The following is a 26,788-nucleotide window of genomic DNA, read 5'->3' as shown; positions in this document are numbered from 1 at the left end:
ATTATAACGAAATATTTCCGGCTTCTCAGCCAGAAATACCACTCTGGTTTATTCTTCTTCGAATTCAGCTTTTAAAATATTTATCACTTCGTCTACCGTATTCTCCTCGAGGTCTGCCTTCTCTATCAACACTTCTCTCGGAGTCGCAAGCACACTCTTTGCCGTAGCACAGCCAATCGCTTTCAGAGCTTCGATAACCCAAGTATCTATTTCATCCTTAAATTCGTCGAGATAGATATCTTCTTCTTCCGCTTCGTCGATATCCCGATACACATCAATAGTATATTCGGTAAGCATACAAGCCAATTTAATATTAAGGCCTCCTTTACCGATAGCCAAGGATACTTCTTCGGGTTTTAAGAATACTTCAGCTTTGCGTTCTTCTTCGTTCAGACGTATCGATGAAATTTTAGCCGGGCTTAAAGCTCTTTGTATAAAGAGCTGTATGTTACCGGTATAATTGATAACATCGATATTTTCATTGCGCAATTCTCTCACGATACCATGAATACGAGAACCTTTCACACCTACACAAGCTCCCACCGGATCGATACGGTCATCGTATGATTCTACGGCAACTTTTGCCCTTTCTCCCGGGATACGGGCAATTTTGCGAATCATAATAAGTCCGTCATGAATTTCAGGAACCTCAAGTTCGAACAATCTTTGCAAAAAGACGGGAGAGGTACGGGAAATAATAATTTTAGGATTATTATTTTTATTATCTACTCGAGCCACCACAGCCCGCACGGTTTCCCCTTTACGGTAAAAATCGGTAGGTATCTGTTCGGTTTTCGGTAGTAACAACTCATTTCCCTCGTCATCGAGCAACAACATTTCTTTTTTCCATATCTGATATACCTCGGCGCTCACAATCTGCCCGATACGATCTTTATATTTATTATAAATGCTGTCTTTCTGCAATTCCAATATTTTCGAGGCCAATGTCTGACGCAAATTAAGAATCGCCCGACGACCGAATTTTTCAAAAAACACTTCATCGGTCACTTCTTCTCCGATCTCATAATCTTCATCGATTTTTTTTGCTTCCGACAAAGATATTTGCAGATTGGGATCGGTAACTTCTCCGTCGGCTACCACTTCCCGATTCCGCCATATTTCGAAATCGCCTTTATCGGGATTGACAATAACGTCGAAATTCTCGTCGGTTCCGAACATTTTAGACAAAACATTACGAAACGACTCTTCCAGCACGCTGATCATCGTCGTTCTGTCGATATTCTTCAGTTCTTTAAATTCTGAGAATGTATCAACCATGCTGATTGCTTCCTCTTTTTTGGCCATATTTTTATTTGAATCTGATTAAATATTTTGTATATTTTACTTCATTGTAACCGAATACAAGGTCTTCCTCAACCTCTACCTTTCGTTTACTCGTTTCTGTTTTCACCTTCTTGGTCACAGTCACAATAAATTTATCATCGGTAGCGTCCTTCAGAATCCCCGAAAGCTTTACTCCGGTACAAGTAAGCACTTCTACTTCATTTCCGATATTTTTACGATATTGCTCCAATACCTTAAAAGGAGAAGTTATACCGGCCGAACCTACTTCCAATTCGTAATCTTCTATATCCCGGTCGAGATGCGATTCGATAAACCGATGTACGCTAACGCAACGATCGATATCCACACCGTCTTTATTATCTATTTCAACCGTTATGATATTTCCCGGCTTCACCTGTACATCTACCAAAAAACAATCGGTATCGGCAAGAGATTCTGTCGCCAACCGGCTTATTTCATCTTTTTCTATCATCTTATCTTGTTACTTCTTAACAATACATAAGGTAAGGAACAAAACGAGGGGACAAATTGTCCCCTCCTACTTCTCCCTTTTCGCATGCAAATATACATAATAATCCCGTAGATTACAAATTACGGCCTTTTTTTATATTATTAAAGAGCGATACAGATATAAATATTATGATTATTTTTTGATTATTAATAATACTTTACAACATAAATTCTTAATCCACAAACCATAATCGAAGGATTTTATCTTAAATATAAATTATTTCCGATTAAACGTTACAATCACTTTAGTGTATGCATTAACCCGAGATTCGATTTTTATTTTTCCCCCGTAAACCGATAATATTTTCATCGAGAGGCTCAATCCGATTCCGTGTCCGGCATATTCACGAGTATTACTTGCCCGGTAAAATGAATGGAAAACATGGCTGATCTCTTTCTCGGGAATACCGATTCCACGATCTTCGATTTCAACGACGGTTCCGACATCACTCCTCGCCATACTTACCACAACCGTATCCCTCGAATATTTACGAGCGTTTTCGATCAAATTACAGAAAGCAACACCTAAAAGATGAGAATCTCCGATAATATATATATCTTCGGTATCTTTATCAGGTTTAAATTCTACCCGTGAATACTGCAAACATAATCCTCTCAAAAAGGTTAAAAGAGCTATTCGTTCCTCGGTATTTTGTAAAATTTCATCATCCTGCCTCGAAAGAAACAACAAGTGTTTTATAAGGCGACTTATACGCTTGCTCTCTGTCGCAATCCGTTGCAATGCCTCTATATATTCGGCTGCAGAACGTTCTTTCATAAGGCTTATTTCACATTCGCCTTGTATTGCGGTAAGCGGATTATTCAATTCATGCGATGCATTGCTGATAAATGATTTTTCTGCCTGAAACGCAATATTGATTCTGTCGAGCATATCATTCAGAGTACGTATAAGTTCATCGAGTTCATCCTTGTTGCCCAAGGTCTTCAGCCTGATACTAAGATTATTTCCGCGAATATGCCCAAGGTCTTTTAATAGATGTTGCAGCGGCTGCAAAATACGGTTCGAATAAAGCCTTCCAATAAGATAAATAAAACCACAACTGACCAACAAAAGTAAAACCGTAAGCAATAATATATGTTTTTGAATCTCGTATCCATAATTATTATTGGCCATTACCAATACAACAAAATTCCCCTCGTTATCAGGATAATAAAGCGCCGATCCTCGAAGTTTTCCATAAACGAACGAAACTGGATTATTTTTGAAAAGACGAATCTGCTGGTCTCTATCGAGATATTTATTCAGGGTATCGGTAACAGCCGGGATACTATCTTTATTCAACAATATCTCCCGAGCCTGAGGTAAAAGTTCGTTATATTTTTGTTGTATTTCGTAATAACTCAATTCATCTACCTCGTCTTTTTCCCAATGTTTTTGAGCGGTAAGGTACGCCTTTTCAGCAAGATACGAATCATACAAATTGTTGATATAACGCGAAGTAAAAAAATAAAATACAAGAACAACCGCAGCGATAGCTCCTACTGTAATTATTGTGTAAAACAATGCGATTTTAGAGCCTATTTTCATTTTCTTTCTTATCTGTTTACTGCACTCCCATAATATATCCCGTACCCACGACCGTGTGTATTAGCTTTCGGTCGAAATCTTTATCGATCTTGTTTCTCAAATAATTCACATATACATCTACAACATTGGTATTCGGATCGAAATTCTTATCCCAAACATCTTTCAACAAAGACAATCTGGACAACACTATACCCTGATGTGTCATAAAATATTCTAAAAGCCGATATTCCTTAACAGTAAGATCGATAATACGATCTCCTCTCTGTGCCCGCCTAAGACTACAATCCAAAATAAGATCATCACATATAAGCTGTAAAGAAGAAGACTCTTTGCCCCGACGCAACAAAGCCTTTATACGAGCTTCGAGTTCTTGAAAACTAAATGGTTTCACCAAATAATCATCCGCTCCGGCATCCAACCCTCTCACGATGTCATCGGTGGTACCCAATGCTGTAAGAATTATTACAGGGATAAGAAATCCTTCTTTCTGTCGGTATTGCAGGCACAAATCGAGACCATTCATACCGGGCATAATTATATCCAATACCAGCAAATCGAACGTTTCATTTTGCAAAAGATCCCAGCACGAATCCCCATCGTACACCACGGTAACCTCGTGCCCGAATTCCTGTAAACCCCGTTCGATAAACGAAGCAATATTTATTTCATCTTCTGCCAATAATATTTTCGCCATCTCCTGATCCCCTCCAGCGTGTCATATTAATTTACGCAATACTATAACATTCTACAAATATACGAGTTTACCTTTATAATTTCCTTTGTTTAAGATTTCCCTCTTTATCATACAGCATTTTATCGTAAACCGATTCTACAATAAGCGGAAATATAAACAAGGCAAAAAAAGTTGCACCGATCAGCCCTCCGATAATTACGATGGCTAACGGGCGTTGTGATTCGGAACCGATCCCGTGGCTCATGGCTGCCGGTAATAAACCGATCGCAGCCATAGCCGCCGTCATAATTACCGGTCGAATACGTGACCGCATACTGCATTTTACCGCATCCGATAAAGATAAACGGGATTGTATATTATGTTTAATATCAGAAATCATAATCACCCCATTCTGAATGCAAATACCGAATAAAGCTATAAACCCGATACCTGCCGAAATAGAAAAATTAAACTGCGTTATAAGCAATGCGATTATTCCCCCGACTGCCGCAAAAGGCACATTCAACAATACCAGCCCGGCATCTCTCGCATTAGAAAACAACACAAATAATATGATAAAAATAATTGCAATACTGATAGGTACTACCTGAGCCAGGCGTTTTGTGGCCCGCTGCTGATTTTCAAAATCACCGGTCCATTTCAGCGTATACCCATCAGGTATATGCACCGATGCATTTACTTTTTTCTGAGCCTCGGCAACAGCCGTACCCATATCTCTTCCCCGTACAGAAAATTTTACGGCACAGAAACGCATATGATTATCCCGGAAGATAAGCAAAGGCCCGGTAATCGTCTTAATATCGGCAAGTTCTTTTATAGGGATCATTTTCCCATTCATTGCAGGTACCAATATTTTCCCTATTTGTTCTTCATTCTGGCGGAATTCAGGCTTATAACGCACCATAATATTAAATTTCCGTTCATCCTCATAAAGCAGTGAAGCCGATTTACCGCCAATAGCCATTTCTATAATCGACTGCACGTCTTCTTTTGCCACTCCATAACGAGCCAACTTCTTTTCATTCAGTTCGACACGCAATTCAGGTTGCCCGATATTGCGAATTACACCCAAATCCTCTATTCCATTCACCGTACCCAATATTTTTTCTATTTCCACCGCAATCTTTTCAGACCGATACAAATCCTTGCCAAATACCTTTACTGCTATCGAACCTTTTACCCCTGATGCTGCTTCCTCGACATTATCGGTTATAGGTTGGGAAAAATTAAAATCGATCCCTGGATATATCGAAAGATCACCTTGCATTTTTTGTATCAATTGCAATTTCGTTAGTTTACTCTTCCACTCCTTTTCGGAATAAGTATCTACATGGAACTCGATATTATAAAAACCGGTAGCATCGGTCCCGTCATTCGGTCGACCGGTTTGAGAAAGAACCTGCTTTACTTCAGGATATGCGGCTAATTCGCTTCTCATCCGATTAGCAAGTTCAACCGATTCATTCAACGAAATACTTTGCGGCAAAGTGGCACGAATATAGATGGACCCCTCGTTAAGCTGTGGCAAAAATTCGGTTCCCAACAACGAAAACATCCAAAGCCCTGTAACACATACGATACTTGCAAGACCGATCGTAAATTTACGATGCAAACAACATTTATTGAAAAATAAAAAGGCATTTTCATTTACAAAACGAACAAAGAAGTTATTCCTTTCCCGTACATTTTTTTTTAGCAGCATCGATGACATAACCGGAACAAGAGTCAGCGTAAACAATAATGCACCGAGTAATGCAAAACCCAACGTATAGGCTAAAGGTGAAAACATTTTCCCTTCGACTTTCTGAAAAGAAAAGATGGGAATTAAAGCCGTTATAATAATCAGTTTCGAAAAGAAAACAGCTTTCGCTTTATCTTTAGCCGTATGGCGAATAAGACCCATTTTCGACATGCGGTTAAACATCGGCATCCCCACCTCTTTTGCTTTTTTATCGAGCGCAACAAATACCCCTTCAACCATTACGACGGCTCCATCGATAATAATACCAAAATCAATCGCACCCATCGACAAAAGATTGGCCGACATACCCATAAACCGCAAACAGATAAAAGCGAACAATAACGCAAGCGGAATCACAACTGCAACAACGATGGTCGTACGCCAATCGGCCATAAAAATAAGTACGATAAACGTCACCAGCAATATGCCTTCGATTAGGTTATGGGAAACCGTATTCACTGCCAGGTTTACCAAATTTTCCCGATCGTAAAAAGGAACAATCTGCACATCAGAAGGAAGAACATTTTTATTTATATCGGCTATTTTCGCTTTTAAAGCATCGATTACATCTTTAGGGTTCTCTCCCTTACGCATGATAACAATACCCTCTACCACATCATTTTCATTCATCCGGCCTACCTGCCCCAAACGTGGTAAGCATGACTCGTGTACATCAGCCAAATGTCGTACCAAAACAGGCGTACCATCGATATTTTTCACAACGATATTTTTCAGTTCCTCTAAATCATTGATAAGCCCTATACCCCTGACAACATACGCCTGAGAACTTTTTGTTATGACATCTCCTCCGACATTAATATTACTTTTGGCAATCGCATTATACAATTCCAAAGGTGTAATTCCATAATTAATCAGACGATTAGGATCTACACTCACTTCAAAAGTTTTCACTTCTCCACCAAAACTAACAATATCGGCTACACCCGATACCGACCGTAAATTACGCTCTATAACCCAATCCTGCAAAGTCTTCAACTCCCGTACATCTCGCTTCTTACTATGCAATGTGTATCGGTATATTTCCCCTGTAGGCCCATATAACGGTTGCACCTCAGGAGTCACCCCTTCGGGCAAATCAGCATCGTTAAGCAAATTGTAAACCTGCTGACGGGCCGTAAAATCATCTACATGATCATCAAACACGACATTAATAACCGAAAGGCCAAAAAGCGTAGTAGAACGAATATCAGTTTTCTTTTGTACCGGATTCATCGCAATCTCGATAGGTATGGTTATAAATTTTTCGACCTCTTCGGCACTTCTTCCCGGCCACTGAGTTATAATAGTAACTTTGGTATTGGTCACATCGGGGAACGCATCGATAGGAGTATGTTTAAAAGATACGGCACCGGCAATAACAGCAATAATCGTACAGAAAAAAACAAAAAATTTATTTTTAAGCGAAAAAGCGACAATATTATCAATAAACTTGTGCATCGTACTTTCCTCCGATTAATCTGCATTTAAAGCATTATAAACCAACAACACATTTTTATTCAACACCCTGTCTCCCTCAGATAACCCCGACGCGAGATAACACACTTTACTAAGTTGCCTATAAACTTCCACCTCTTTTATTCTCAGTCTCTCATCTTTATCTACCATCACAACATAATTTTTACCTCCATCGAATACCAACGAATGCGAATCGATACGAGGCAAATTCTTTTCATCCGCTTTAGTTGTTACATATACATTGGTAAACATCCCCGGCTTTAACAAATAATCTTTATTAGAAAGTTTTACACGCACATTCATCGTTTTGCTTTCTTCATTCAGCATATTGTACACTTTATCGATCTTTCCTATAAACTCTTTCCCAGGATAAGACAAAGCCGTAATACGTACTGGAGCTCCCTCATAAACTTTACTGATATCACTTTCGTAAACATCGGCTATCACCCATACATTCTCTAAACCCGAGATCGTAAACATCTGATCGTTCTGGTCGGAACGTATCTGCATTTCTTTGTTGATATTCTTATCGACAACAAATCCCGATACCGGTGCTTTCACCTGATAATGCGACTGTCCGTCTAAATGATAAATAGAAAATATTTCATCGATTCTCTTTTTTTCAGCTTCAGCGTTACTCAATTCTTGCCGGGCTTGCAAAATATCCCGATCAGAAACCATACCCGAAACAGCCAAGTCTTGTTCTGCCTGCAAATTACGCCGTGAAACGATGATTTGCTGCTCGGCTTCTTGAAGTTGCTTCTCATAATCAGCCACTTCTCCACTTCTAATTACAGCCAGGATATCACCTTTACGTACATGATCTCCGATCTCGGTAAACACATCTGTTACGGTACCTCCAAATATCGGATATACCCGCGCCACTCGTTCTTGGTCAAAAGTTACCCTGCCGTTTAAAGTCAACTCATCGGTAGCCTCATGAAACTGCACCGTATCAACCGATACGATTTTCTTTAAACTATCAGTCAGCAAAAAATCTTTTGAAGGAACTAAAGCCATTTCCGACGGCTTATTACAAGCATTGAGAAAAAAAGCAGCAAAACAAATAATCAATAATATACGATTCATATGATTAATAGTTAAATACGGTTTGTCCCACGATCATATTCAAATCTTCCATCGCAAGGAACACATTTTTCTTTAATTCGAATAATTGTAAGCAGGCCTCTTTATAACTCTGATAATAATCGATAAACTCCAACAGACTTATATTCCGTCTTTGATAATTTAAAGCTGCGCCATCCATAAGCTTATCGAAATTATGTTCCAGTTTCCCATTGGTCGTCCGGTATAAATCTATATTTTTCTGTAATCGCTCATAAGCCGAATAAAGTTCCATTTGCGCTTTTTCTACTGCAAGCTCTTCCTCCCTGCCGGTCTTACAAATTTCGGTTTTCGCCGACTTTATATTGCCCTGATTACGATTAAATATCGGAATAGAAAGACTGACTCCTACTGCAAAATAATTATTTATAAAATTCCCGGCCCGATCATACATCCCTTTCAAAGAGCACTCCGGAGCAGCCAAGGACCGTTGTAATTTCAGATTTGCCTTCGCAGCTTCCATTCCTGATCGGGCCATTTTAAGATCTGGACGGGAAACAAGCAACCCCTCCATGTCTTTGAACGAAAGAAAAGACAAATAAAGACCATGCAAAACTTCGTCATCCAGTAAAAGTTCGATATGCTGGTCTGCAGGCATATTCAAAAGCAAATTAAACTCGCACCGCAGCTCGATAATATGGTTTTCCAATTCACTTTTTTCTTTCCGCAAAGACAATAATAAGGACTCTAATCTCGATCTTTCCATCAGTGAAATATTCCCTTTATCTTGATGCAGCTCGAAAGCTTGCAACAAATTCTCGAGAGAGTTTACCTCCCTATCATATATACCTAAAGAACGTGATGCAAAAACAATTTCTACAAAGGTTTTATTCAATTCGCTTCTAAGAGTTCGTAATACTTCTTCAAACTGATAACAGGCTATTTCCCGATTGATTTTTTCCAGTCGTACACGCTTATTACGCTGCCCGGCAAGATTAATCACTTGCTCTATTTCTACGGCGGCCTCCCCTTCTTTCCCGATATCAAAATATTTCCCGTTCAACCGGTTATACACATTTTGTTCTAATGATATTACCGGATTTTCAAAAAGACGTGCCTGAGTAACTTGTGCTTCTGCCAAATCGATATCGTATTTTGAGGCTATTAACGAAAGGTTACGTTTTAGGAAAATTTGTTCTGCATCATGCAAGGTAAGTTTCAAAACCGGCTCTTGAGCAAATAACGATACACATGAATATATAAAAGATATAATAATAATCAGTAGCTTCATCCTCGTTTATAATTTTGAAGCAAAAATATAAGCTGAAGTTTAGATACCTGAGCGAAAACGATTATAATGTCCTTAATTGAGATTAGAAAACGATTAGAAAAATACCTTTATTATTCACTTTACAGCTATCAATAAAAATAATCTACTAAACAAATCATTTTTAATTATGGAATAGGGAAACGGAATTTTCGCAATTCCCGCCGTAACACAAACTCATTGCCTTCACAATACCGATCGCATAAACGATGAAACCGAGCCCCGTGATTCATTTCGGTTAAATGAGCCAATTCATGAAAAATTATATAATCGATAAGCCGGTCAGGTAACAACATTAAATAATACGAGAGCGAAATATGGCCGCGACTATCGCATTTACCGAGTCGATTCCGACCATAGGTTATACTTACTCCACTATACCGTACACCAACTTTTTCGGCAAGTTCCTGCAATCTCGAAGGTAAATATGATTCTCCCGAACGCTTGATATATCGCTTAATAGCCGACAAAATAAAGCTCTGTACCGCTTTGCTGTCCATATCGATATCTTCGGGACATTCCACAAATAAACATCCGTCTCCCGATAATACTGCCATCTTTTTTCGATTAGAACCCCGCACCACGATCAGAAAATTCCGGGTCGCAATAACGTCCCCGACCTTAAATGTAAGATCTTCAGCCATTGCTTTTTTAAAAATCTTCCGCAATTTTTCCCGCGAACTATCGACCGATTGTAAAATATCTTTTTCGGTCGCAAAAAAAGGCACCGTAACGACCAAACGTCCGTCTTTTATTCTAAAAATAAAATTACGGGCAGAACGGCGAGGATGCAGTACAATCTCTCCAAATTCCGAATCTTGTATTATCTGTGATTCCATGCATACAAATGTAAATGTTTACTTTCTTTTCTGCCCATAAATATCTTTATTATTATTCATTTTTTCTTTTAAATTAATCCATTCCGTAAACCAATAATATTCAGATAGTTAATAAATATAATATGCTAAAATATATAAACACAACGTTAAATAATGCAAAGGATGGTAGTTTGTATTACATAGTACCATATATTATTTATATATTTGCCAATGAAAAATCGATAAATATGAATACGGAGAATGTAAAATCACAAATGAGGAAAGGCATATTGGAGTATTGTACACTCCTTATCCTTAGCAAGCAACGAGCTTATGTATCCGACATTATCCGCTCGTTAAAGGAATCACGGCTGATTGTGGTTGAAGGCACTTTATATCCGCTGCTCACCCGGCTGAAGAATACCGGATTACTCACATACGAATGGGTAGAATCTACACAAGGACCTCCCCGAAAATATTATGAACTAACAGATGAGGGTAAACGTTTTCTGAGTGAACTGGAAGAATCATGGAATGAATTGAATAATGTAATCAATCACATCCGCGAACGACATACCGAAGACAATTAAATAAAGAAATTAAAATACAGACAATAATGAAAAAGACATTAACCGTTAATCTTAATAATACGGTATATCATATCGATGAAGATGCCTATAACGAACTTCAGAATTATCTCGATAGTCTCGGAAAACATTTCGAAGGAGAAGAAGGAGCCGACGAAATATTAAGTGACATTGAAGCACGTATCGGTGAATTATTCAAGGAACGAAATCGTTTCGGAATGCAGATTATTACGGTTCGTGAGGTAAACGAAATTATCGCAATCATGGGGCATCCTGAAGATTTTGATAATGAAATTAGCGGAATCGAAAACAAGGAAACTCCTGAAAAAAATAATCCGGAAGTTCCTAAAGAAGAATCCGACGAAAATGATAAAGAACCGAAAGTAAAAGTTCGAAAACGTCTATTCAGAGATCCCGACAATCAAATATTGGGAGGAGTGGCTTCGGGCATCGGCGTGTATCTGGGCGTCGACCCGGTAATCGTAAGAATACTTATCGTATTGCTGACACTCTTTTTCGGGATTTCTTTCTGGATATATATCATACTATGGATATGCTTGCCTAAAGCAACAACCGCCGCCCAAAAACTCGAAATGCGAGGTGAAGCCGTCACTATAGACAATATTAAGAAAACAGTCGTCGAAGAAATGGAAAAAACAAACGAAAAGCAATCGGAACAACAAACCGAAGAACCATTTCTTAGACGATTAGGCAACCTTTTTATCGAAGGAATAAAAGCCATATTCAAAATCGCATTCGTTCTGTTCGGCGGTTGTATGGGATTCATTTTATTTATCGTATTAATAACACTGGGTATTACCACGATCGGCATAATTTTCGGAAGTACGCACTTTATGATCTACTCTATGCCTTATATACCCATACTTACTCCGGTACTCGGAGCGGTAAAATACCCGGGCGTCTTATTCATCTCACTCCTCTTCACCTTAGGGATTCCTTTATTCGGACTTATCCGTTGGTTATTGAGGCGTAAGCTTCACTGGAATGCAATTCCCAAATCAACCACGAATACATTAATTATTCTATGGCTCATTTGCTTCATAACCGCCATTATATTCAGTACACCCATGTTTTCAGAATTTTTTATGCGTTTTTAAAAATTTCGGAATCTAAAAAATAAATATGCCGCAAGAAACGGTGACAGAATAGCAGAAATTGTTTCCTGTAATTTAATTCTAACGAGAATATTCCCGGGTCAGAAAGGCCCGGGTTTATTTTTATCTCACCTACAAATTAAATCAGAACTACTAAAACGTATTTAGCTGGTAAACCGCATTTATATCCAGATTAGCTCTAAAAAGAATATCAATTTCTTCACCAGATATTTCACAAAAATAACCCCGGCAGAACTTGCAAATAGATATGAAAAATTAATTTAATTCTATAAATTTCTCAATATATTCGGTAATTTTTCATTATATTAATCCCCAAATCATATCTAAACAACAAAATTATGAAATTCAAACATTTTATTTTTATCGTACCAGCATTAATTTTAACAATCGTACTAAACACCGGTTGCAGCAACGATCCGGATCCTACAAACAATACAGTAGTACCAAACTCAGAAATTGTAAACGCTTTTAAGCAACAATTCCCAGAAGCAAAAAATGTCGTATGGAATAAAAAAATGGAATACTACGTAGCATCTTTCGACATGCCGCAAAACAGTACAAATCCTAATGGCGATCGTCTCAACAAAGCTTGGTATACAGAAACAGGAGATTGTTCTCTTTCTGAAATCGAAATCCCCGTGAATGACTTGCCCCAAAACATTCTACAGCATTTCGAATCTTCCGATTATAAAGCAATAGGATACATTATCGACGACGTAGACCTGCTTACTCGTGGAGAAGAAAAAAAGTATAAATTAGAAATCGAAGCGGAAGGAAAAGAAGATGTCGATCTCTACTATGCTTTTGATGGTACATTTTTGTATGAAAAAGTCGACAAAGACGGAAATAGCGAATCGGCACCGATACCCGGTTTCGCAACCGACTTCATAAAACAGAAATACCCCGAAGCCGTCATCCTCGAGTCGGAATCGGATGAAAAAACCGGGACTTATGAAATAGACATTACAATTAAAGAGATCGAAATGGAAGTCGTATTCGATTTTAAAGGGAACTGGTTACATACGTCCACCGAAATTGAGTTGTCTTTACTCCCGAATGAGGTGATGACTGCCTTAAAAAATATTCTCGGCCCCAATGACGAAACCGACGATATCGAAAAATGGGAAACTCCTAACGGAATACAATATGTCATAGAAGTAGAAAATGAAACTGAAAATAAAGAATTTACCTATATTTTCAACGAAAAAGGAGAACAGATAAAGAAATAACCGCTTTTTATTTCCAACCATGTTTTGCTCTGCTCAACATGGTTGGAAATAAATTTCATTTTTCGCCCTGTCGATATTACTTTATTAATTGAAAAAGGGTTGGCTCTGTTTAATAAAAACTACCCGATGCGTTTATCCACGCCCCACATAAGTTTATTCCGTAAAGTATCGATAAAAATATGGTTATAACGTTTAACCACTTTTGTCGTAAAAGGAGCTTTCTTTATTCGTAAATGCTGTGTATTGGTAAGAACTGTAGAACGACCGTCGAGACTCACCAAAAAGTTATGACTGCGACTTTCTACATTCAATCCTATCTCGGAATCGTCCGTTATAACCAATGGACGTACATTGAGACTATGCGGTGCAACTGCCGAAATGACAAAGTTACTGGCCTGGGGAACTAATACCGGCCCTCCTGCACTCAATGAATAAGCGGTAGAACCGGTAGGGGTAGAGATAACGAGCCCGTCGGCCTGATAATTATTGAGAAACTGCCCATCGAGCATCGTGCGTATAGATATCATCGAAGAGGAATCCCGTTTAAGAACTGCTACTTCATTCAACGCATACGGCCAAAATTCAGAAGGCAAACCTTCGGCATTTAGTTGCAATAACGAACGTTCTTCTACCCGGTAGTTACCGGCAAAAATCTCATCCATCACTTCAACAATCTCGTTTCCCGATACATCGGCCAAAAAGCCCAAACGTCCCGTATTAATCCCCAAAATAGGAATCCCTTTATCTCCTATCCGTTCGGCCGTCTTTAAAAATGTACCGTCTCCTCCTATACTCAAGGCCATATCCGCCTCGAAACAACGGCTCGTTATCAAGCCTTCATGTCGTATCTCCATTTTCATTACCGTATGCAAAAACCGGTAGTAATCTTCACAGATATACACCTGGGCATCATACTGCTCGAGCGTTTCAAACAACAAACGAGCCTGTGCACATTTCTCTGCCTGATACAAATTTCCGAAAACCGCTATTTTCATACTATTCATTTTACATTTCGAGATAATACATCAATTCATTAAACCGCTGCCGTAACGTTTCGTCGATAACACCCTGCTGTTGATAGCAACAAACAATTTTGTAATTGAACCGTTCGAGCGAACGGAGAACCGGAGATGCATCTACACAATCAATCTTTATACTTATACGCAACATCCCGTTCTCAGAATAAGGATAAGTCAACAAATTCATAATCTTGCAATTATTATCCTCAACCAATCTCGCCAACTCGCTTAAAGAATAATCTTCAGGATACATCTCCAATAAAATAACCGCACCCTCTTGCCCCGTATTGCAAATTGTAGAAATATGCTTCAACAGATTTTTACGATCTACAGAGCCGAGGTAATGCCCATCTTGTGTCGTCACCGGCATCATATCTACCGATAACTGTGTCATCTGATTAAGCACATCGAAAAGATGGCTTTCACTTTTTACTGAAGGTGCCGACAAAATAAGATTTCCAAGTTCTTGTTCCGCATCGGAAGTCTCGAGTAGCATTTTTTCGCTTGCCATACCGATATATTCCTCCCCTTTAACCACCGGAAGAAATCCCAGTCTCGTCTCCTCCAGGCGGGCAAGAGCTTCGGTTACCGTAGTTTCAGGGTAAAGCACCGGAATATCATTCGAAATAAGATCTTTTGCCGTCATTGCACCTACATTTGAATAAATCGTATTATTTTTGTATTCAGTAAACCAATACAAACTTACATAAAATTTTCGTTTTTCGGGATATTTTTTACCTGATGCCTTAAAATTAGCATCGGTAAACCTATTAAAAAGATATTTTTTTAGTAACATTGCATACCTTTTTTAATCAAGGTGTAATAATTTTCGAAAATGACAAAATTAAGCGTAAATGTAAATAAAGTGGCCACTCTCCGTAACGCAAGGGGAGGAAACACTCCCGATGTCGTTAAAGTCGCGACCGATTGCGAAATCTTCGGAGCCGATGGTATCACCGTACACCCGAGACCCGATGAACGCCATATACGATACTCAGACGTATTCGATTTAAGATCTATCCTCAAGACCGAATTCAATATCGAAGGGTATCCTTCGGAGGCATTCATCGATTTGGTTTTAAAAGTAAAACCCGAACAGGTAACTTTGGTCCCGGACGCGCCCGACGCTATTACTTCAAATGCCGGATGGGATACGATTTCGAATTTCGAATTTTTAAGCGAAATTATCGATCGTTTCAACCAAGCCGGCATACGAACCTCTTTATTCATCGGTACCGAACCCGAGTATATAGAGAAAGCAGCCAAAACCGGTACCGACAGAATCGAGTTATATACCGAGCCTTACGCTGCATTTTATGAAACCGATCCCGAAAACGCAGTCGCACCTTTCGTATCGGCTGCCGAACTCGCAAGAAAACTCGGTTTGGGAATAAATGCCGGACATGATCTCAACTTGAAGAATCTCCAATTTTTCCATACCCGTATTCCTTTTCTCGACGAAGTATCTATCGGCCACGCCCTTATATCAGATGCTTTATATCTCGGGTTACAAGATACGATACGGCAATATAAAGAATGCTTGAAATAAATCAAAAAAACAACAAATCGTTTTAAAATAGTCTTTTATGGGTACTATACTTACAATTCTTGCCGACGTCAATATGGTCGCACCCGTTATTCCTACCGACTCAGTGGCAACTGTCGCACCGGTAGCCGATCTTAATATGTGGGAACTCTCCCTTAAAGGGGGAATAATTATGATTCCTCTTTTATTACTATCGATATTGGCAATTTATATTTTTATCGAACGTATCATCGTTATCAGAAAAGCGGCCAAAGAAGACCGTACATTCATGGATCGTATCAAAGATTACATCCACGACGGAGAAATAGACTCGGCTCTAAGCCTTTGTAAAAAAACCGATACCCCTTATGCACGACTTATCGAAAAAGGAATTACCCGTTTGGGACGTCCTATGAACGATGTGCTTGTGGCTATAGAAAACGTAGGTAACATCGAAGTAGCTAAACTCGAAAAAGGATTCCCCTTACTGGCTACAGCAGCTGCCGGAGCTCCTATGCTCGGGTTCTTAGGTACTGTTACCGGTATGGTAAGAGCTTTCTATAACATGGCTTCAGCCGGCTCGAGTGCAGATATCACCACTCTTTCGGGCGGTATTTACGAAGCTTTGGTAACTACTGTAGCAGGGCTGGTAGTAGGTATTATCGCACTTTTTGCCTATAATTACCTTGTCGCCCGTGTCGATGGTGTAGTAAACCAATTAGAAGCTAAAACGATGGAATTTATGGATCTATTAAATGAACCGGCAAATTAAAATCGGATATGGCTCTTAAACGTAGAAACAAAATCGATGCTTCTTTCAGTATGGCATCTATGACCGATGTCATATTCCTGCTGCTGATCTTCTTTATGGTGACCTCTACCATCGTTTTCCCTAATTCGATAAAAGTACTTTTACCACAAAGCAAGCAGCAAACTGCAGCTAAGCCGTTATCACGCGTAACTATCGATAAAGACCTCAATCTGTATGTTTCTTTCGGAAATGAAGCAGAACGTTCTGTCTCTATCGAAGAACTCACCCAATTCTTGATAGAAGCCGGACAGAAAGATCCCGAATTATTCGTCGCACTATACGCTGACGAGACGGTACCCTACCGGGAAGTCGTAAGAGTATTAAATATCGCAGCCGAAAATAATTTAAGAATGGTATTGGCTACCAGGCCGATAAAAGAGGGTAATTATTAAAAAAATATTCGTGAAAGAGGATTCTAAATACAGATTGTACGGAATAGTGGGGACGTTGCTTTTCCACACGCTCATTATTATCATACTGTTGCTGATAACATTCAACCGGCCGCCCAAACCGGCTGATGATGGCGGTGGCATTTTAGTACAACTGGGAACCGTTGACGAAGCGAGTGGAATATTCGAACCGGTAAAAGCTGAAGAAAATATTCCGGAAGAGGCATCTCCCGAAATCACGGAACCCGATAACGAAACCATAACACAAGATGTCGAAGAAACAGTAAATATCAATCCGCCGAAAGAAGAAAAAAAGAAAACTCCCGAAAAAAAACAGAACACGAAAAAAAACACTGAGCAACCGACTAAAGAACCTGTTAGAGATACACGGCTCGACAAAATGGCATCTCTTTTCAGCAATAACAGTAACAATACCGGAAGTAGAGGTACTGCAGAAAAAGGAACCGGGATCCAAGGGAGCCCTACCGGAAACTCGAATACGGGAGCTCTTACCGGTGTCGGCGGTTACGGTGCTTATAACCTGGGAGGACGCGGTATTACCGGTACACTCCCTCGTCCGGGTTATGACAATAGCAACGATGAAGGAACGATCGTAATATCTATCGTCGTAAATCCTGCAGGAAAAGTAATCAGTGCCTCTGTAACTCCCAAAGGAAGCACCGGAGATGCAGCATCGAATCCTACATTGCGTGAACGTGCGCTGAATGCAGCAAAAAAAGCTACGTTCGAAAGCGTTTCACGTACTGGCAACCAAACCGGTACGATTATCTATCATTTTAAACAAAATTGATAACCTCAAACAATTCTGAGAGAACAGGGCTTCCCTAAAATACATCCATAAAAAAACGGTCTCCGAAATAAATAGGAGACCGTTTTTTAGTTTATAATATTACTTTAAAACTCCGCATTCTTAGGAGTTCTCGGGAAAGGTATTACGTCCCGAATATTAGTCATACCGGTAACGAAAAGCAAAAGACGTTCGAAACCGAGACCGAATCCCGAATGGGGGGCTGTTCCGAAACGACGCGTATCGAGATACCACCAGATATCTTTCTCGGGAACACCCATTTCCTTTGCACGACGCGAAAGCTTCTCAAGATCTTCTTCACGCTGCGATCCTCCGATAATTTCACCGATTTTCGGGAATAATACATCCATAGCCCTTACCGTTTTACCGTCATCATTCTGTTTCATGTAGAAAGATTTTATCTCTTTGGGATAATCGGTAAGAATAACAGGCTTTTTAAAATGCTCTTCTACCAGATAACGTTCATGTTCCGAGGCAAGGTCGGCTCCCCAAAATATAGGGAATTCGAATTTATGACCTTTGGCAACCGCCTCTTCGAGAATCTTTATTCCTTCGGTATAAGTAAGTCTCACGAATTGGGTAGAAACGATCGACTCGAGACGAGCGATAAGTTCTTTATCGAACATATCGTTAAGGAATTGAAGATCGTCTCGACAATTATCAAGTGCCCACTGTACACAATACTTGATAAAATCTTCTGCTAATTGCATATTCTCGGCAATCTCATTAAAAGCGACCTCGGGTTCTACCATCCAAAACTCGGCAAGGTGACGAGGCGTATTCGAGTTTTCAGCTCTAAATGTGGGCCCGAATGTATAAACAGCACCCATAGCCATAGCAGCCAACTCTGCTTCGAGTTGCCCAGAAACGGTAAGACTCGCCTGTTTCCCAAAAAAGTCATTGTCATACACAATGGAGCCGTTTTCATCTTTTTTCAGGTCATACAAATTCAATGTCGTTACCTGAAACATTTGGCCGGCTCCTTCACAATCCGAAGCCGTTATAATAGGGGTATGAAAATAGAAAAATCCTCGGTCATGGAAGAATTTATGTATAGCGATAGCCATATTATGACGCATACGAAAAACTGCCCCGAAAGTATTTGTACGCGGACGTAAATGAGCAATCTCACGCAGAAATTCCATCGAATGCCCCTTCTTCTGTAAAGGATAAGTCATCGGATCGGCGGTACCGTAAATCTCAATTTCACGGGCTTGAATCTCTGCCGATTGTCCTTTACCCTGCGATTCTACTAATATACCGTTAACACTTATACAGGCTCCTGTCGTTATCGGTTTCAGAAATTCTTCATCGAATTGTTGCAAATCGACAACGACTTGCATATTATTTATTGTCGATCCGTCATTCAGGGCAATAAAACCTACTTGTTTATTTCCTCGGCGGGTACGTACCCAGCCTTTCACATTCACCATTTCCCCAAAGGAAGGTTCTTTAAATAAATCGACAATTTTCGTTCTGCTAATCTTTTCCATCCGTTCTTGTTTTTATCTACTACAATTCGTTATGCAGATACAAAATTTGTATCTGCATAACGAACGCATCGTTTATCTATATTGATATTTTATCTTTTACTCAAACGATCCCATCTGCAACATATTTACCTCCTGCTGCGTCAGATAACGCCAACGTCCGCGTTGTAGATTTTTTTTAGTCAACCCGGCAAAATATACTCTATCGAGTTTTATCACCCGGTAACCTAACGCTTCGAACATACGACGTACGATACGATTACGTCCCGAATGTATCTCGATGCCGACCTGATTCTTATCGGTATCGGTCGCATAACTTACTGCATCGGCATGAATGGGCCCATCCTCAAGCTCGATACCGTCGGCAATGCGCTGCATATCCTCTTCCGATACATCCTTATCCGTCCACACATGATAAATCTTTTTCTTAATAAATTTCGGATGCGTCAGCTTAGAAGCCAAATCTCCGTCATTCGTAAGTAAAAGTACTCCCGTCGTGTTGCGATCGAGTCGGCCGACAGGATATATGCGTTCAGTACAGGCATTCCGCACGATATCCATCACAGTAAGCCGTCCCTGAGGATCATCGGATGTAGTCACACAATCTTTCGGTTTGTTGAGCAATACATATATCTTATGTTCGGGCGTAATCACTTTATCCTGAAATGTAACTACATCATTACGCGTTATTTTAGTACCCAATTCGCTCATAACAACCCCATTGACTTTTACTTGTCCGGCTTGTATAAACTCGTCGGCTTCACGGCGCGAACAAACACCTGCATTCGCCATATATTTATTCAACCGTATCGGCTGATTAGGATCAACATTCAGTTCTTCGTATATAATGCGCTTATTGGGAACAAAATTTTCCCTGCGTTGCGGACGGTTAAACGGACGGCCTCCGTTGTTATTACGGTTATTATAACCACCTCGATTATTATTATAATTATTGTTATAACCCCGATTATTATCATATCCGCCTCGTTGCTGATATCCGTTATTTCCTCGGTTATTATACGGGCGCTGTCCACCGGTCTGCGGCCTATAAGGGCGGTTGGCATTATAACCTTCCTGATCATTTCCATAAGACCGCGGATTATTATATTGGCGCTGCGGGCGATTGTAATTATTGTTATAATTATGATCACCACCTTGATTCCCGTAATTTCCGCGGTTGTTATTATATCCTCCCTGCTGACGATTATAAGGACGCCTTTGGTCGTCATTATTCCCGTAAGAAGGACGGTTGTAATTTCTATCGTTATTGTAATTTACCCTAGGTCTTCTATCAGGGTCATAATGGGTATCTTCCCGTTTAGAATACTCTACTTTTTCGTATCTTTCGGTATTACCTTCCCGGGCGGCTATCCCTTTATTTTCACCAATACGAGGACGCCTTGCTTTGTTTTCTCTTTCCATAGGAAACATTATTGAATTAAAATAATTTATTTACTGAGTCGAACCTCTCGGTCTCCCTCTTTATCATACAACAGAAAGTATAAAATTGTTTTGCAAAGATGCAAATGATTTTTTAATTATCCGATATAAAGCGCTGTTTTTCTTTCGATTCAAAGACAAATATTTTTCATTTTATTTTTCCTTAATTATCCTGTCCCCTTTTTTCGTTTTTTTAGGTTATAAATTTATTCTTAATTGCTAAAAACGCAAAATATCTTTCAAAAAAAGAAACAGACAAGCATAATTTTCAAAAAAAACAGCGAAATCCTGTTGATGATTCGGTATAATAAAATCCTTTTCGTAGCTTTGTATTGCGATTATACACATTGACGAATAATAATTATACCAACAAATAAACAATTATGGAAATAGTAAAACCCGGTCAGTTTGTAGAAGCTACTTATGACCTTTACGTAGGCGAAGACAAAGAACAGGAATTAATGGAGAAAGCTACTTCTGAAAATCCGCTGAAATTTGTTTTCGGAGCCGATCAAATGCTTCCTGCATTCGAAGCCAAACTTAAAGGCTTAAAAGCCGGTGATGAATTCGATTTTGTACTCCCAAGCGACGAAGCTTATGGCGAATATAATAAAGAGCATGTACTCGAGCTGGGAAAAGAGATTTTCGAAGTCGATGGAAAATTCGATAACGAAATGATTTTCCCGGGAAATACCGTTCCGATGATGGATTCAAACGGTAATCGTCTTAACGGATCGGTTCTCGAAGTTAAAGACGATGTTGTTATCATGGATTTTAATCACCCTTTGGCTGGAGAAGATCTTCATTTCGTAGGGAAAATTCTTGCCGTTCGCGAAGCAACTCCTGAAGAATTGCATCCCTCTTGCGGCGGCGGATGCAGTTGTGGATGTGACAGCGACGACTGCGGAAGCGGATGCGACGGATGCCACTAATACTCGAAAAAAAGATATGATAAGGGTTGTACTATTTCGTACAACCCTTATTTTATCAGAACTGATAATTTGTCGGCCGACGCGTCTTCGTTACCCGGGAGAGCAACGAACGCAATTCATTCATCGCACCGTCGCACCGGGCTGCATAATAAGTTCCCAAATTAGCATCGTGTATCAAATACCAACGGGATAAAACATACGTTACCGATACTTCTTTTATTTGCCGTCGTATAAGTTCCGTTAATGAATCGGGACATTCAACCGGGAAAATTATCCCCATCGATATACCGTTCTCATCTACTGTGATTAAATCCGTTTTCGATAAACGAGCCGATAGAGCACCGTAAACTTGAGGAAATACTTCCTGTAAAGACTTTATCACCCATTCTTTCTCACCATCACTTAAAACATAAAGATCGGTCCAGTCTTCCCCGTTGTCTCCATCTTTTCGCAACGAAGGTAAATGACGTGATGATCTCATGTTTAACTCTCCAATCAGTTCTTCCAAAGGGAATTGCCACATTATTTTTCTAATTTCCATTGTTTTTCCAGTCATTTTTTAATCCGATATAAAATAATTCCTATTAAAAAAAAGAGAATCAACACCAGCCAAAGTTCAGTCTTCCAACTCTGAATTGCGGGAATTTGTTCTTTCTCCACCCGATTAATAAAGCGGGTAGAGTCTTTTATACTTTCCTGTTTTCTATCCAACGATATTTCACGATCGTATTTACTCCGATTTTGTACGGTAACCCGTACAACTTTTTTCTTCTTCAGTTGTAAATTTTCCCGACATCCGTTCCACGCCACCGTATCAAAAGGCATAGCTTCCCATTCTTCGGTCTCAACTGTTACATAATTCGATTTACACTTTTCAGAATGCTCTTGCTTTTGTACCGATACCGTATCCCGCACAGAATTTTTAACTGTCCAGTCAACAGTTTCAGTTTTTTTTCTTACCGAACAAGAGGTAAAAAAAAATAACACAATTATACCTCCAAAAACAACCGATCTAAACCGGCGGCATAATACATATAAACACCCGAAAAAAAAGGCTACCAAATGTAATATTCCATCAAATGCCGGATGAAAAAAGCCCAATAACATCGTCACCAAAAAACCAAACGTACTGGTAAAGAAACGGTAACTTTTACACTCTCCCGATAAAATGAGCGAAGCCCAATCCATCCCCCATAATGCACATACCCACCCGCTACTTCCGCATACAAAGTTTTCTCCGGCTGTTATAAAAGCCGATACAACAGCAATAATATACCCTGATACCATATATTCCACAGACTTCATTTTCTGAGAAAGAAACGTCGAAATACTAAAGAATGCTAACACATTGAGGATAAGATGCGTCCAGCTTTTATGCAGCCATATATATGTAAAGTAGGAATAAAAAGGGGTATTCGCCGAACAAGGCATCCACTCCATTACCCCACAAAATCGGGATAAAGAAAATACATACAAATAAACGAAAATGAGACAAAAACGGAAATCCGGCAGAACATATTTCCCCGGATAACTTTCGCAGCGTTTCATTCCCCACCCCCTCTCTGATGCTGATATACAATCATCAGAGCATTTTGTACCCCCATATAAAACCGAGGAGTATAGCCTTCAGACAACACCGAAAACAGAGAATCGTTAAATGTAGATCTAGGATGTTTTTTCATATATTCCTCAACCTGAGTCCTTAGCTCTTCATACATTTCGAGCTTATTCCTGTTCCGGCAAGATAACGGCCGATTATTCATCAGTCGTCTTACATTCCTACGAGCTTCCTCATATGTAATATAAAAGCGCCCCGCATTACTATTCAAGGCCTTTTTCACAACTTCTACACGAGGCGTATAGGGTGCTCGCGCCCCATATGATTTTAACGCTTCGTCATAAGCCCGCATAAAATCGCGGTCTCGTTCTTTCTTGTAATACAACTTCATAGTTTACTGACACTTGCAGAGACTATGACTTCCGTTTCATTTGTCACAAATAAAACAGATTTGCGATATTTGGGTACGGCAAATATATAATATATATAGTAAATATACAATATTTTGATGGTATTTTTACCATATTTAGCATTTTATATTTTCAAAGCTAACCCGATATTACAAACATACCGGTTTCGAAATTATCAGACACAATAAAAATTATACAACAGGTATAGTCAAGCCAACATTCATGTATAAAAAAACGGGTATTCGATCGAATACCCGTTTCCAATAACACGACTTAACCGGACTTATTTTGTTACAAGTTCTATCATCTTACCTACAGCAGCGATCACACCCTCTACATTTTTACCACCTGCCTGAGCAAAGTGCGGTTGACCACCGCCGCCGCCCTGTATCAATTTTGCAGCTTCCCGTACGATTGCAGAAGCATTTAAACCGGATGCTACCAGATTATCGCTAAGCATCACCGTCAACAACGGTTTACCCGCATCATAAGTTCCAGCAACAAAAGCCAAATTCTCAGTAATCTCTCCACGCAACTGAAAAGCGATATTTTTAACAAGATCAGAGGGCATCGGACAGTTTAATTTTATCACGTTTATGCCGTTTATTTCCTGCATATTTTTCAACAACCGCTCTTTCAGAACCGCCTCTTTTTCTTTCAGGAATTCCTCAATCTGTTTTTTCAATCCGGCATTTTCTTCTATATGTTTTCTTATTACGCTATTAAGATCGGGTGCATTATTAAACAGTCCCCGCAACTCATTCATCGTATCTTGTGCACTATCCAACAGTTCTTCTACCTTAGCACCTGTAATCGCCTCGATACGACGTACTCCGGCAGCAACAGAACTTTCGGAAACGATTTTCATCATCCCTATATTTCCAGTAGCTTTTACATGTGTACCACCACAAAACTCAACCGATGACCCGAAACGGATTACCCGCACCTCTTCACCGTATTTTTCACCGAATAAAGCAATAGCACCAAGTTCCCGTGCTTCGGCAATAGGAATATTCCGATATTCGGTCAAAGGAATATTCTCACGTATTCTGGCATTGACCAAATGTTCTACTTTTCGAATCTCTTCAGGAGTTACTTTCTGAAAATGTGAAAAATCAAAACGTAACGAATCGGGAGTCACCAACGATCCTTTCTGTTCCACATGTTCTCCCAGAACTTCGCGCAAAGCCTCATCGATCAGATGAGTCGCCGAATGATTCGCTGCACAGGCCGCCCGTTTATCTGTATCTACACAAGCCATCATGGGAACCTCGAGATGTTTCGGCAATTGTTTTACGATATGCACCGGCAAATTATTTTCTTTTCGGGTATCGATCACATCTATCGTCTCGAACTCACTTACAATAACTCCCGTATCGCCTACTTGCCCTCCGCTTTCAGCATAAAAAGGAGTTTTATCCAGTACCAATTGATATAAAGTCTGATTTTTCTGTTTTATCTGACGATACCTCAACAACGACACTTCATATTCGGTATAATCATACCCCACAAATTCCGTTGTCCCCTCTTTGAGAGTAACCCAGTCTCCCGTTTCAACAGCAGCGGCATTTCTCGCTCTCTCTTTCTGTTGACGCATCAGAGAGTCGAATTCATCCAAATCGGCCGATAAATCGTTTTCTTTCAAAATAAGCTCGGTAAGGTCGAGGGGGAAACCATATGTATCATATAACGTAAATGCATCTTTCCCACTAATTTTCTTTTTACCTCCCGTTCGAGCGTCTTCTATAACTTTGTCAAGAAGTTTCATCCCGGTTTCGAGTGTACGTAAAAACGACTCTTCTTCCTCCTTAATCACTTTTTCGATCAACTCTTTTTGTGAAACAAGTTCGGGATAAGCATCTCCCATCGTATCGATAAGAGTAGGAATAAGTTTATATATAAAAGCGCTGTGTTGCCCCAAAAATGTATATCCATATCGAACGGCACGACGCAAAATACGCCGTATCACATATCCGGCTTTCGCATTAGATGGCAACTGACCGTCGGTGATCGAAAATGCGATCGTTCTTACATGATCGGCAATCACACGCATAGCAATATCCGACGAGTTATCGTCTCCGTATTTTTTATTGCTAAGATTGGCAATGGCTCCAATCAAGGGCTGGAAAACATCGGTATCATAATTCGACGTTTTTCCCTGTAAAGCCATACAAAGACGCTCAAAACCCATTCCTGTATCGATTACCCGGGCCGGTAGCGGCTCGAGGGTAGCATCGGCTTTGCGATTATACTGCATAAAAACAAGATTCCAGATCTCGATCACCTGAGGATGACTCGCATTAACCAACGTAAGACCGTCGACCTCAGCCCGCTCTTTTTCACTACGTAAGTCGATATGTATTTCCGAACAAGGGCCACAAGGTCCCGTATCTCCCATTTCCCAAAAATTATCATGACGATTTCCATTGATAATATGCGATGCAGGAAGATGCTTTTCCCAATATATTGCCGCTTCATTATCCCGTTCGAGACCTTCGGGTTCATATCCTTCGAAAACAGTGGCATATAAACGTTCGGGATCTAATTTAAGCACATCTACCAAATATTCCCAAGCCCAGTCGATGGCTTCTTTCTTAAAATAATCGCCAAAAGACCAGTTTCCCAACATTTCAAACATCGTATGATGATATGTGTCGAGACCCACCTCTTCGAGATCGTTATGCTTCCCGCTTACGCGGAGGCATTTCTGCGAATCGGCTACTCTTTTGTAACGGGGATCGACGTTTCCCAGAATAATATCCTTAAACTGGTTCATACCGGCATTGGTAAACATCAGGGTAGGGTCATCTTTAATGACCATCGGAGCCGAAGGTACTATTTGATGTCCCTTCGAAGCAAAAAAGTTTTTAAAAGATTCCCTAATTTCTTTTGCTGTAAGCATATCTTTGATTTTATTATTTCATTGGTTTTTTGTTCCCTTACAGGGA

At 39.8% G+C, this 26,788-nt stretch carries 24 protein-coding genes; 8 read left to right on the top strand and 16 right to left on the bottom strand.

Going from position 1 to position 26,788, the window contains the following annotated elements:
• Positions 1–48: 48 nt before the first annotated feature.
• The 8 genes from nusA to NMU02_RS10805 form a co-directional block, all read right to left on the bottom strand.
• Positions 49–1,305, bottom strand: a complete 1,257-nt coding sequence (gene nusA, locus NMU02_RS10840) for a transcription termination factor NusA (RefSeq protein WP_255027914.1) — start codon at positions 1,303–1,305, stop codon at positions 49–51.
• A 4-nt stretch (positions 1,306–1,309) separates the two neighbouring features.
• Entirely contained in the window at positions 1,310–1,777 is a 468-nt protein-coding gene (gene rimP, locus NMU02_RS10835) for a ribosome assembly cofactor RimP (protein ID WP_255027913.1), read from the bottom strand.
• A 255-nt stretch (positions 1,778–2,032) separates the two neighbouring features.
• The gene (locus tag NMU02_RS10830) at positions 2,033–3,364 is read right to left on the bottom strand and encodes a sensor histidine kinase (RefSeq protein ID WP_255027912.1); all 1,332 of its coding nucleotides are present in this window, start codon (positions 3,362–3,364) and stop codon (positions 2,033–2,035) included.
• A 16-nt stretch (positions 3,365–3,380) separates the two neighbouring features.
• Positions 3,381–4,058 (bottom strand): response regulator transcription factor, encoded by a 678-nt coding sequence (locus tag NMU02_RS10825; protein ID WP_255027911.1) that lies wholly within the window; start codon positions 4,056–4,058, stop codon positions 3,381–3,383.
• Between the two features lie 73 nt (positions 4,059–4,131).
• Positions 4,132–7,257, bottom strand: a complete 3,126-nt coding sequence (locus NMU02_RS10820) for an efflux RND transporter permease subunit (RefSeq protein ID WP_255027910.1) — start codon at positions 7,255–7,257, stop codon at positions 4,132–4,134.
• A 15-nt stretch (positions 7,258–7,272) separates the two neighbouring features.
• Positions 7,273–8,295, bottom strand: a complete 1,023-nt coding sequence (locus tag NMU02_RS10815; protein WP_255027939.1) for an efflux RND transporter periplasmic adaptor subunit — start codon at positions 8,293–8,295, stop codon at positions 7,273–7,275.
• A gap of 73 nt (positions 8,296–8,368) precedes the next feature.
• Positions 8,369–9,631: a TolC family protein gene (locus NMU02_RS10810; RefSeq protein ID WP_255027909.1), complete on the bottom strand. Its 1,263-nt coding sequence runs from the start codon at positions 9,629–9,631 to the stop codon at positions 8,369–8,371.
• A gap of 164 nt (positions 9,632–9,795) precedes the next feature.
• On the bottom strand, positions 9,796–10,506 hold the full coding sequence (locus tag NMU02_RS10805) for a M48 family metallopeptidase (RefSeq protein WP_255027908.1): 711 nt from the start codon (positions 10,504–10,506) through the stop codon (positions 9,796–9,798).
• Positions 10,507–10,733: 227 nt separating this feature from the next.
• On the opposite strand from NMU02_RS10805, the gene NMU02_RS10800 reads away from it, so the two are divergent.
• From NMU02_RS10800 to NMU02_RS10790, 3 genes are all read left to right on the top strand, one after another.
• Positions 10,734–11,075 carry a PadR family transcriptional regulator gene (locus NMU02_RS10800; RefSeq protein ID WP_255027907.1) on the top strand — a complete coding sequence of 114 codons (342 nt, stop codon included), beginning with the start codon at positions 10,734–10,736 and terminating at the stop codon, positions 11,073–11,075.
• Between the two features lie 26 nt (positions 11,076–11,101).
• Positions 11,102–12,190, top strand: a complete 1,089-nt coding sequence (locus NMU02_RS10795) for a PspC domain-containing protein (RefSeq protein WP_255027906.1) — start codon at positions 11,102–11,104, stop codon at positions 12,188–12,190.
• A gap of 356 nt (positions 12,191–12,546) precedes the next feature.
• The gene (locus NMU02_RS10790; RefSeq protein WP_255027905.1) at positions 12,547–13,437 is read left to right on the top strand and encodes a PepSY-like domain-containing protein; all 891 of its coding nucleotides are present in this window, start codon (positions 12,547–12,549) and stop codon (positions 13,435–13,437) included.
• Between the two features lie 119 nt (positions 13,438–13,556).
• On the opposite strand, the gene NMU02_RS10785 is transcribed toward NMU02_RS10790, so the two are convergent.
• Both NMU02_RS10785 and NMU02_RS10780 read right to left on the bottom strand, forming a co-directional pair.
• Complete coding sequence (locus NMU02_RS10785) at positions 13,557–14,432, bottom strand: NAD kinase (RefSeq protein ID WP_255027904.1); 876 nt, start codon at positions 14,430–14,432, stop codon at positions 13,557–13,559.
• A 10-nt stretch (positions 14,433–14,442) separates the two neighbouring features.
• Positions 14,443–15,252 (bottom strand): CBS domain-containing protein, encoded by an 810-nt coding sequence (locus NMU02_RS10780; protein WP_255027903.1) that lies wholly within the window; start codon positions 15,250–15,252, stop codon positions 14,443–14,445.
• A gap of 39 nt (positions 15,253–15,291) precedes the next feature.
• On the opposite strand from NMU02_RS10780, the gene NMU02_RS10775 reads away from it, so the two are divergent.
• From NMU02_RS10775 to NMU02_RS13745, 4 genes are read left to right on the top strand one after another with little or no spacing between them, the layout of a single operon-like run.
• Entirely contained in the window at positions 15,292–16,005 is a 714-nt protein-coding gene (locus NMU02_RS10775) for a pyridoxine 5'-phosphate synthase (RefSeq protein WP_255027902.1), read from the top strand.
• Between the two features lie 37 nt (positions 16,006–16,042).
• Complete coding sequence (locus tag NMU02_RS10770) at positions 16,043–16,753, top strand: MotA/TolQ/ExbB proton channel family protein (protein ID WP_435522039.1); 711 nt, start codon at positions 16,043–16,045, stop codon at positions 16,751–16,753.
• A gap of 8 nt (positions 16,754–16,761) precedes the next feature.
• Positions 16,762–17,184, top strand: coding sequence for an ExbD/TolR family protein (locus tag NMU02_RS10765; protein ID WP_255027901.1), 423 nt, complete (start codon positions 16,762–16,764; stop codon positions 17,182–17,184).
• A gap of 10 nt (positions 17,185–17,194) precedes the next feature.
• Positions 17,195–17,992 (top strand): energy transducer TonB family protein, encoded by a 798-nt coding sequence (locus NMU02_RS13745; RefSeq protein WP_255027900.1) that lies wholly within the window; start codon positions 17,195–17,197, stop codon positions 17,990–17,992.
• A gap of 104 nt (positions 17,993–18,096) precedes the next feature.
• On the opposite strand, the gene asnS is transcribed toward NMU02_RS13745, so the two are convergent.
• Both asnS and NMU02_RS10750 read right to left on the bottom strand, forming a co-directional pair.
• A complete protein-coding gene (asnS, locus tag NMU02_RS10755; RefSeq protein WP_255027899.1) occupies positions 18,097–19,503 on the bottom strand; it encodes an asparagine--tRNA ligase in 1,407 nt (468 codons plus the stop codon).
• Positions 19,504–19,599: 96 nt separating this feature from the next.
• On the bottom strand, positions 19,600–20,922 hold the full coding sequence (locus NMU02_RS10750; protein WP_255027898.1) for a pseudouridine synthase: 1,323 nt from the start codon (positions 20,920–20,922) through the stop codon (positions 19,600–19,602).
• A gap of 401 nt (positions 20,923–21,323) precedes the next feature.
• On the opposite strand from NMU02_RS10750, the gene NMU02_RS10745 reads away from it, so the two are divergent.
• A complete protein-coding gene (locus tag NMU02_RS10745) occupies positions 21,324–21,872 on the top strand; it encodes an FKBP-type peptidyl-prolyl cis-trans isomerase (RefSeq protein ID WP_255027897.1) in 549 nt (182 codons plus the stop codon).
• A 55-nt stretch (positions 21,873–21,927) separates the two neighbouring features.
• Here NMU02_RS10745 and NMU02_RS10740 read toward each other — a convergent pair whose 3' ends face one another.
• From NMU02_RS10740 to alaS, 4 genes are all read right to left on the bottom strand, one after another.
• Positions 21,928–22,413 (bottom strand): hypothetical protein, encoded by a 486-nt coding sequence (locus tag NMU02_RS10740; protein WP_255027896.1) that lies wholly within the window; start codon positions 22,411–22,413, stop codon positions 21,928–21,930.
• 11 nt (positions 22,414–22,424) lie between these two features.
• A complete protein-coding gene (locus tag NMU02_RS10735) occupies positions 22,425–23,420 on the bottom strand; it encodes a rhomboid family intramembrane serine protease (RefSeq protein WP_255027895.1) in 996 nt (331 codons plus the stop codon).
• Positions 23,417–23,821 (bottom strand): hypothetical protein, encoded by a 405-nt coding sequence (locus NMU02_RS10730; protein WP_255027894.1) that lies wholly within the window; start codon positions 23,819–23,821, stop codon positions 23,417–23,419. The genes NMU02_RS10735 and NMU02_RS10730 overlap by 4 nt, the downstream gene beginning before the upstream one ends.
• A gap of 302 nt (positions 23,822–24,123) precedes the next feature.
• Positions 24,124–26,742: an alanine--tRNA ligase gene (alaS, locus tag NMU02_RS10725; protein WP_255027893.1), complete on the bottom strand. Its 2,619-nt coding sequence runs from the start codon at positions 26,740–26,742 to the stop codon at positions 24,124–24,126.
• Between the last annotated feature and the right edge of the window lie 46 nt (positions 26,743–26,788).

This window comes from Coprobacter tertius (assembly GCF_024330105.1).
Taxonomy (GTDB): domain Bacteria; phylum Bacteroidota; class Bacteroidia; order Bacteroidales; family Coprobacteraceae; genus Coprobacter; species Coprobacter tertius.
The sequence above is the reverse complement of the archived record's forward strand: the minus strand, read 5'-3'. Positions and strand labels throughout refer to the sequence as shown.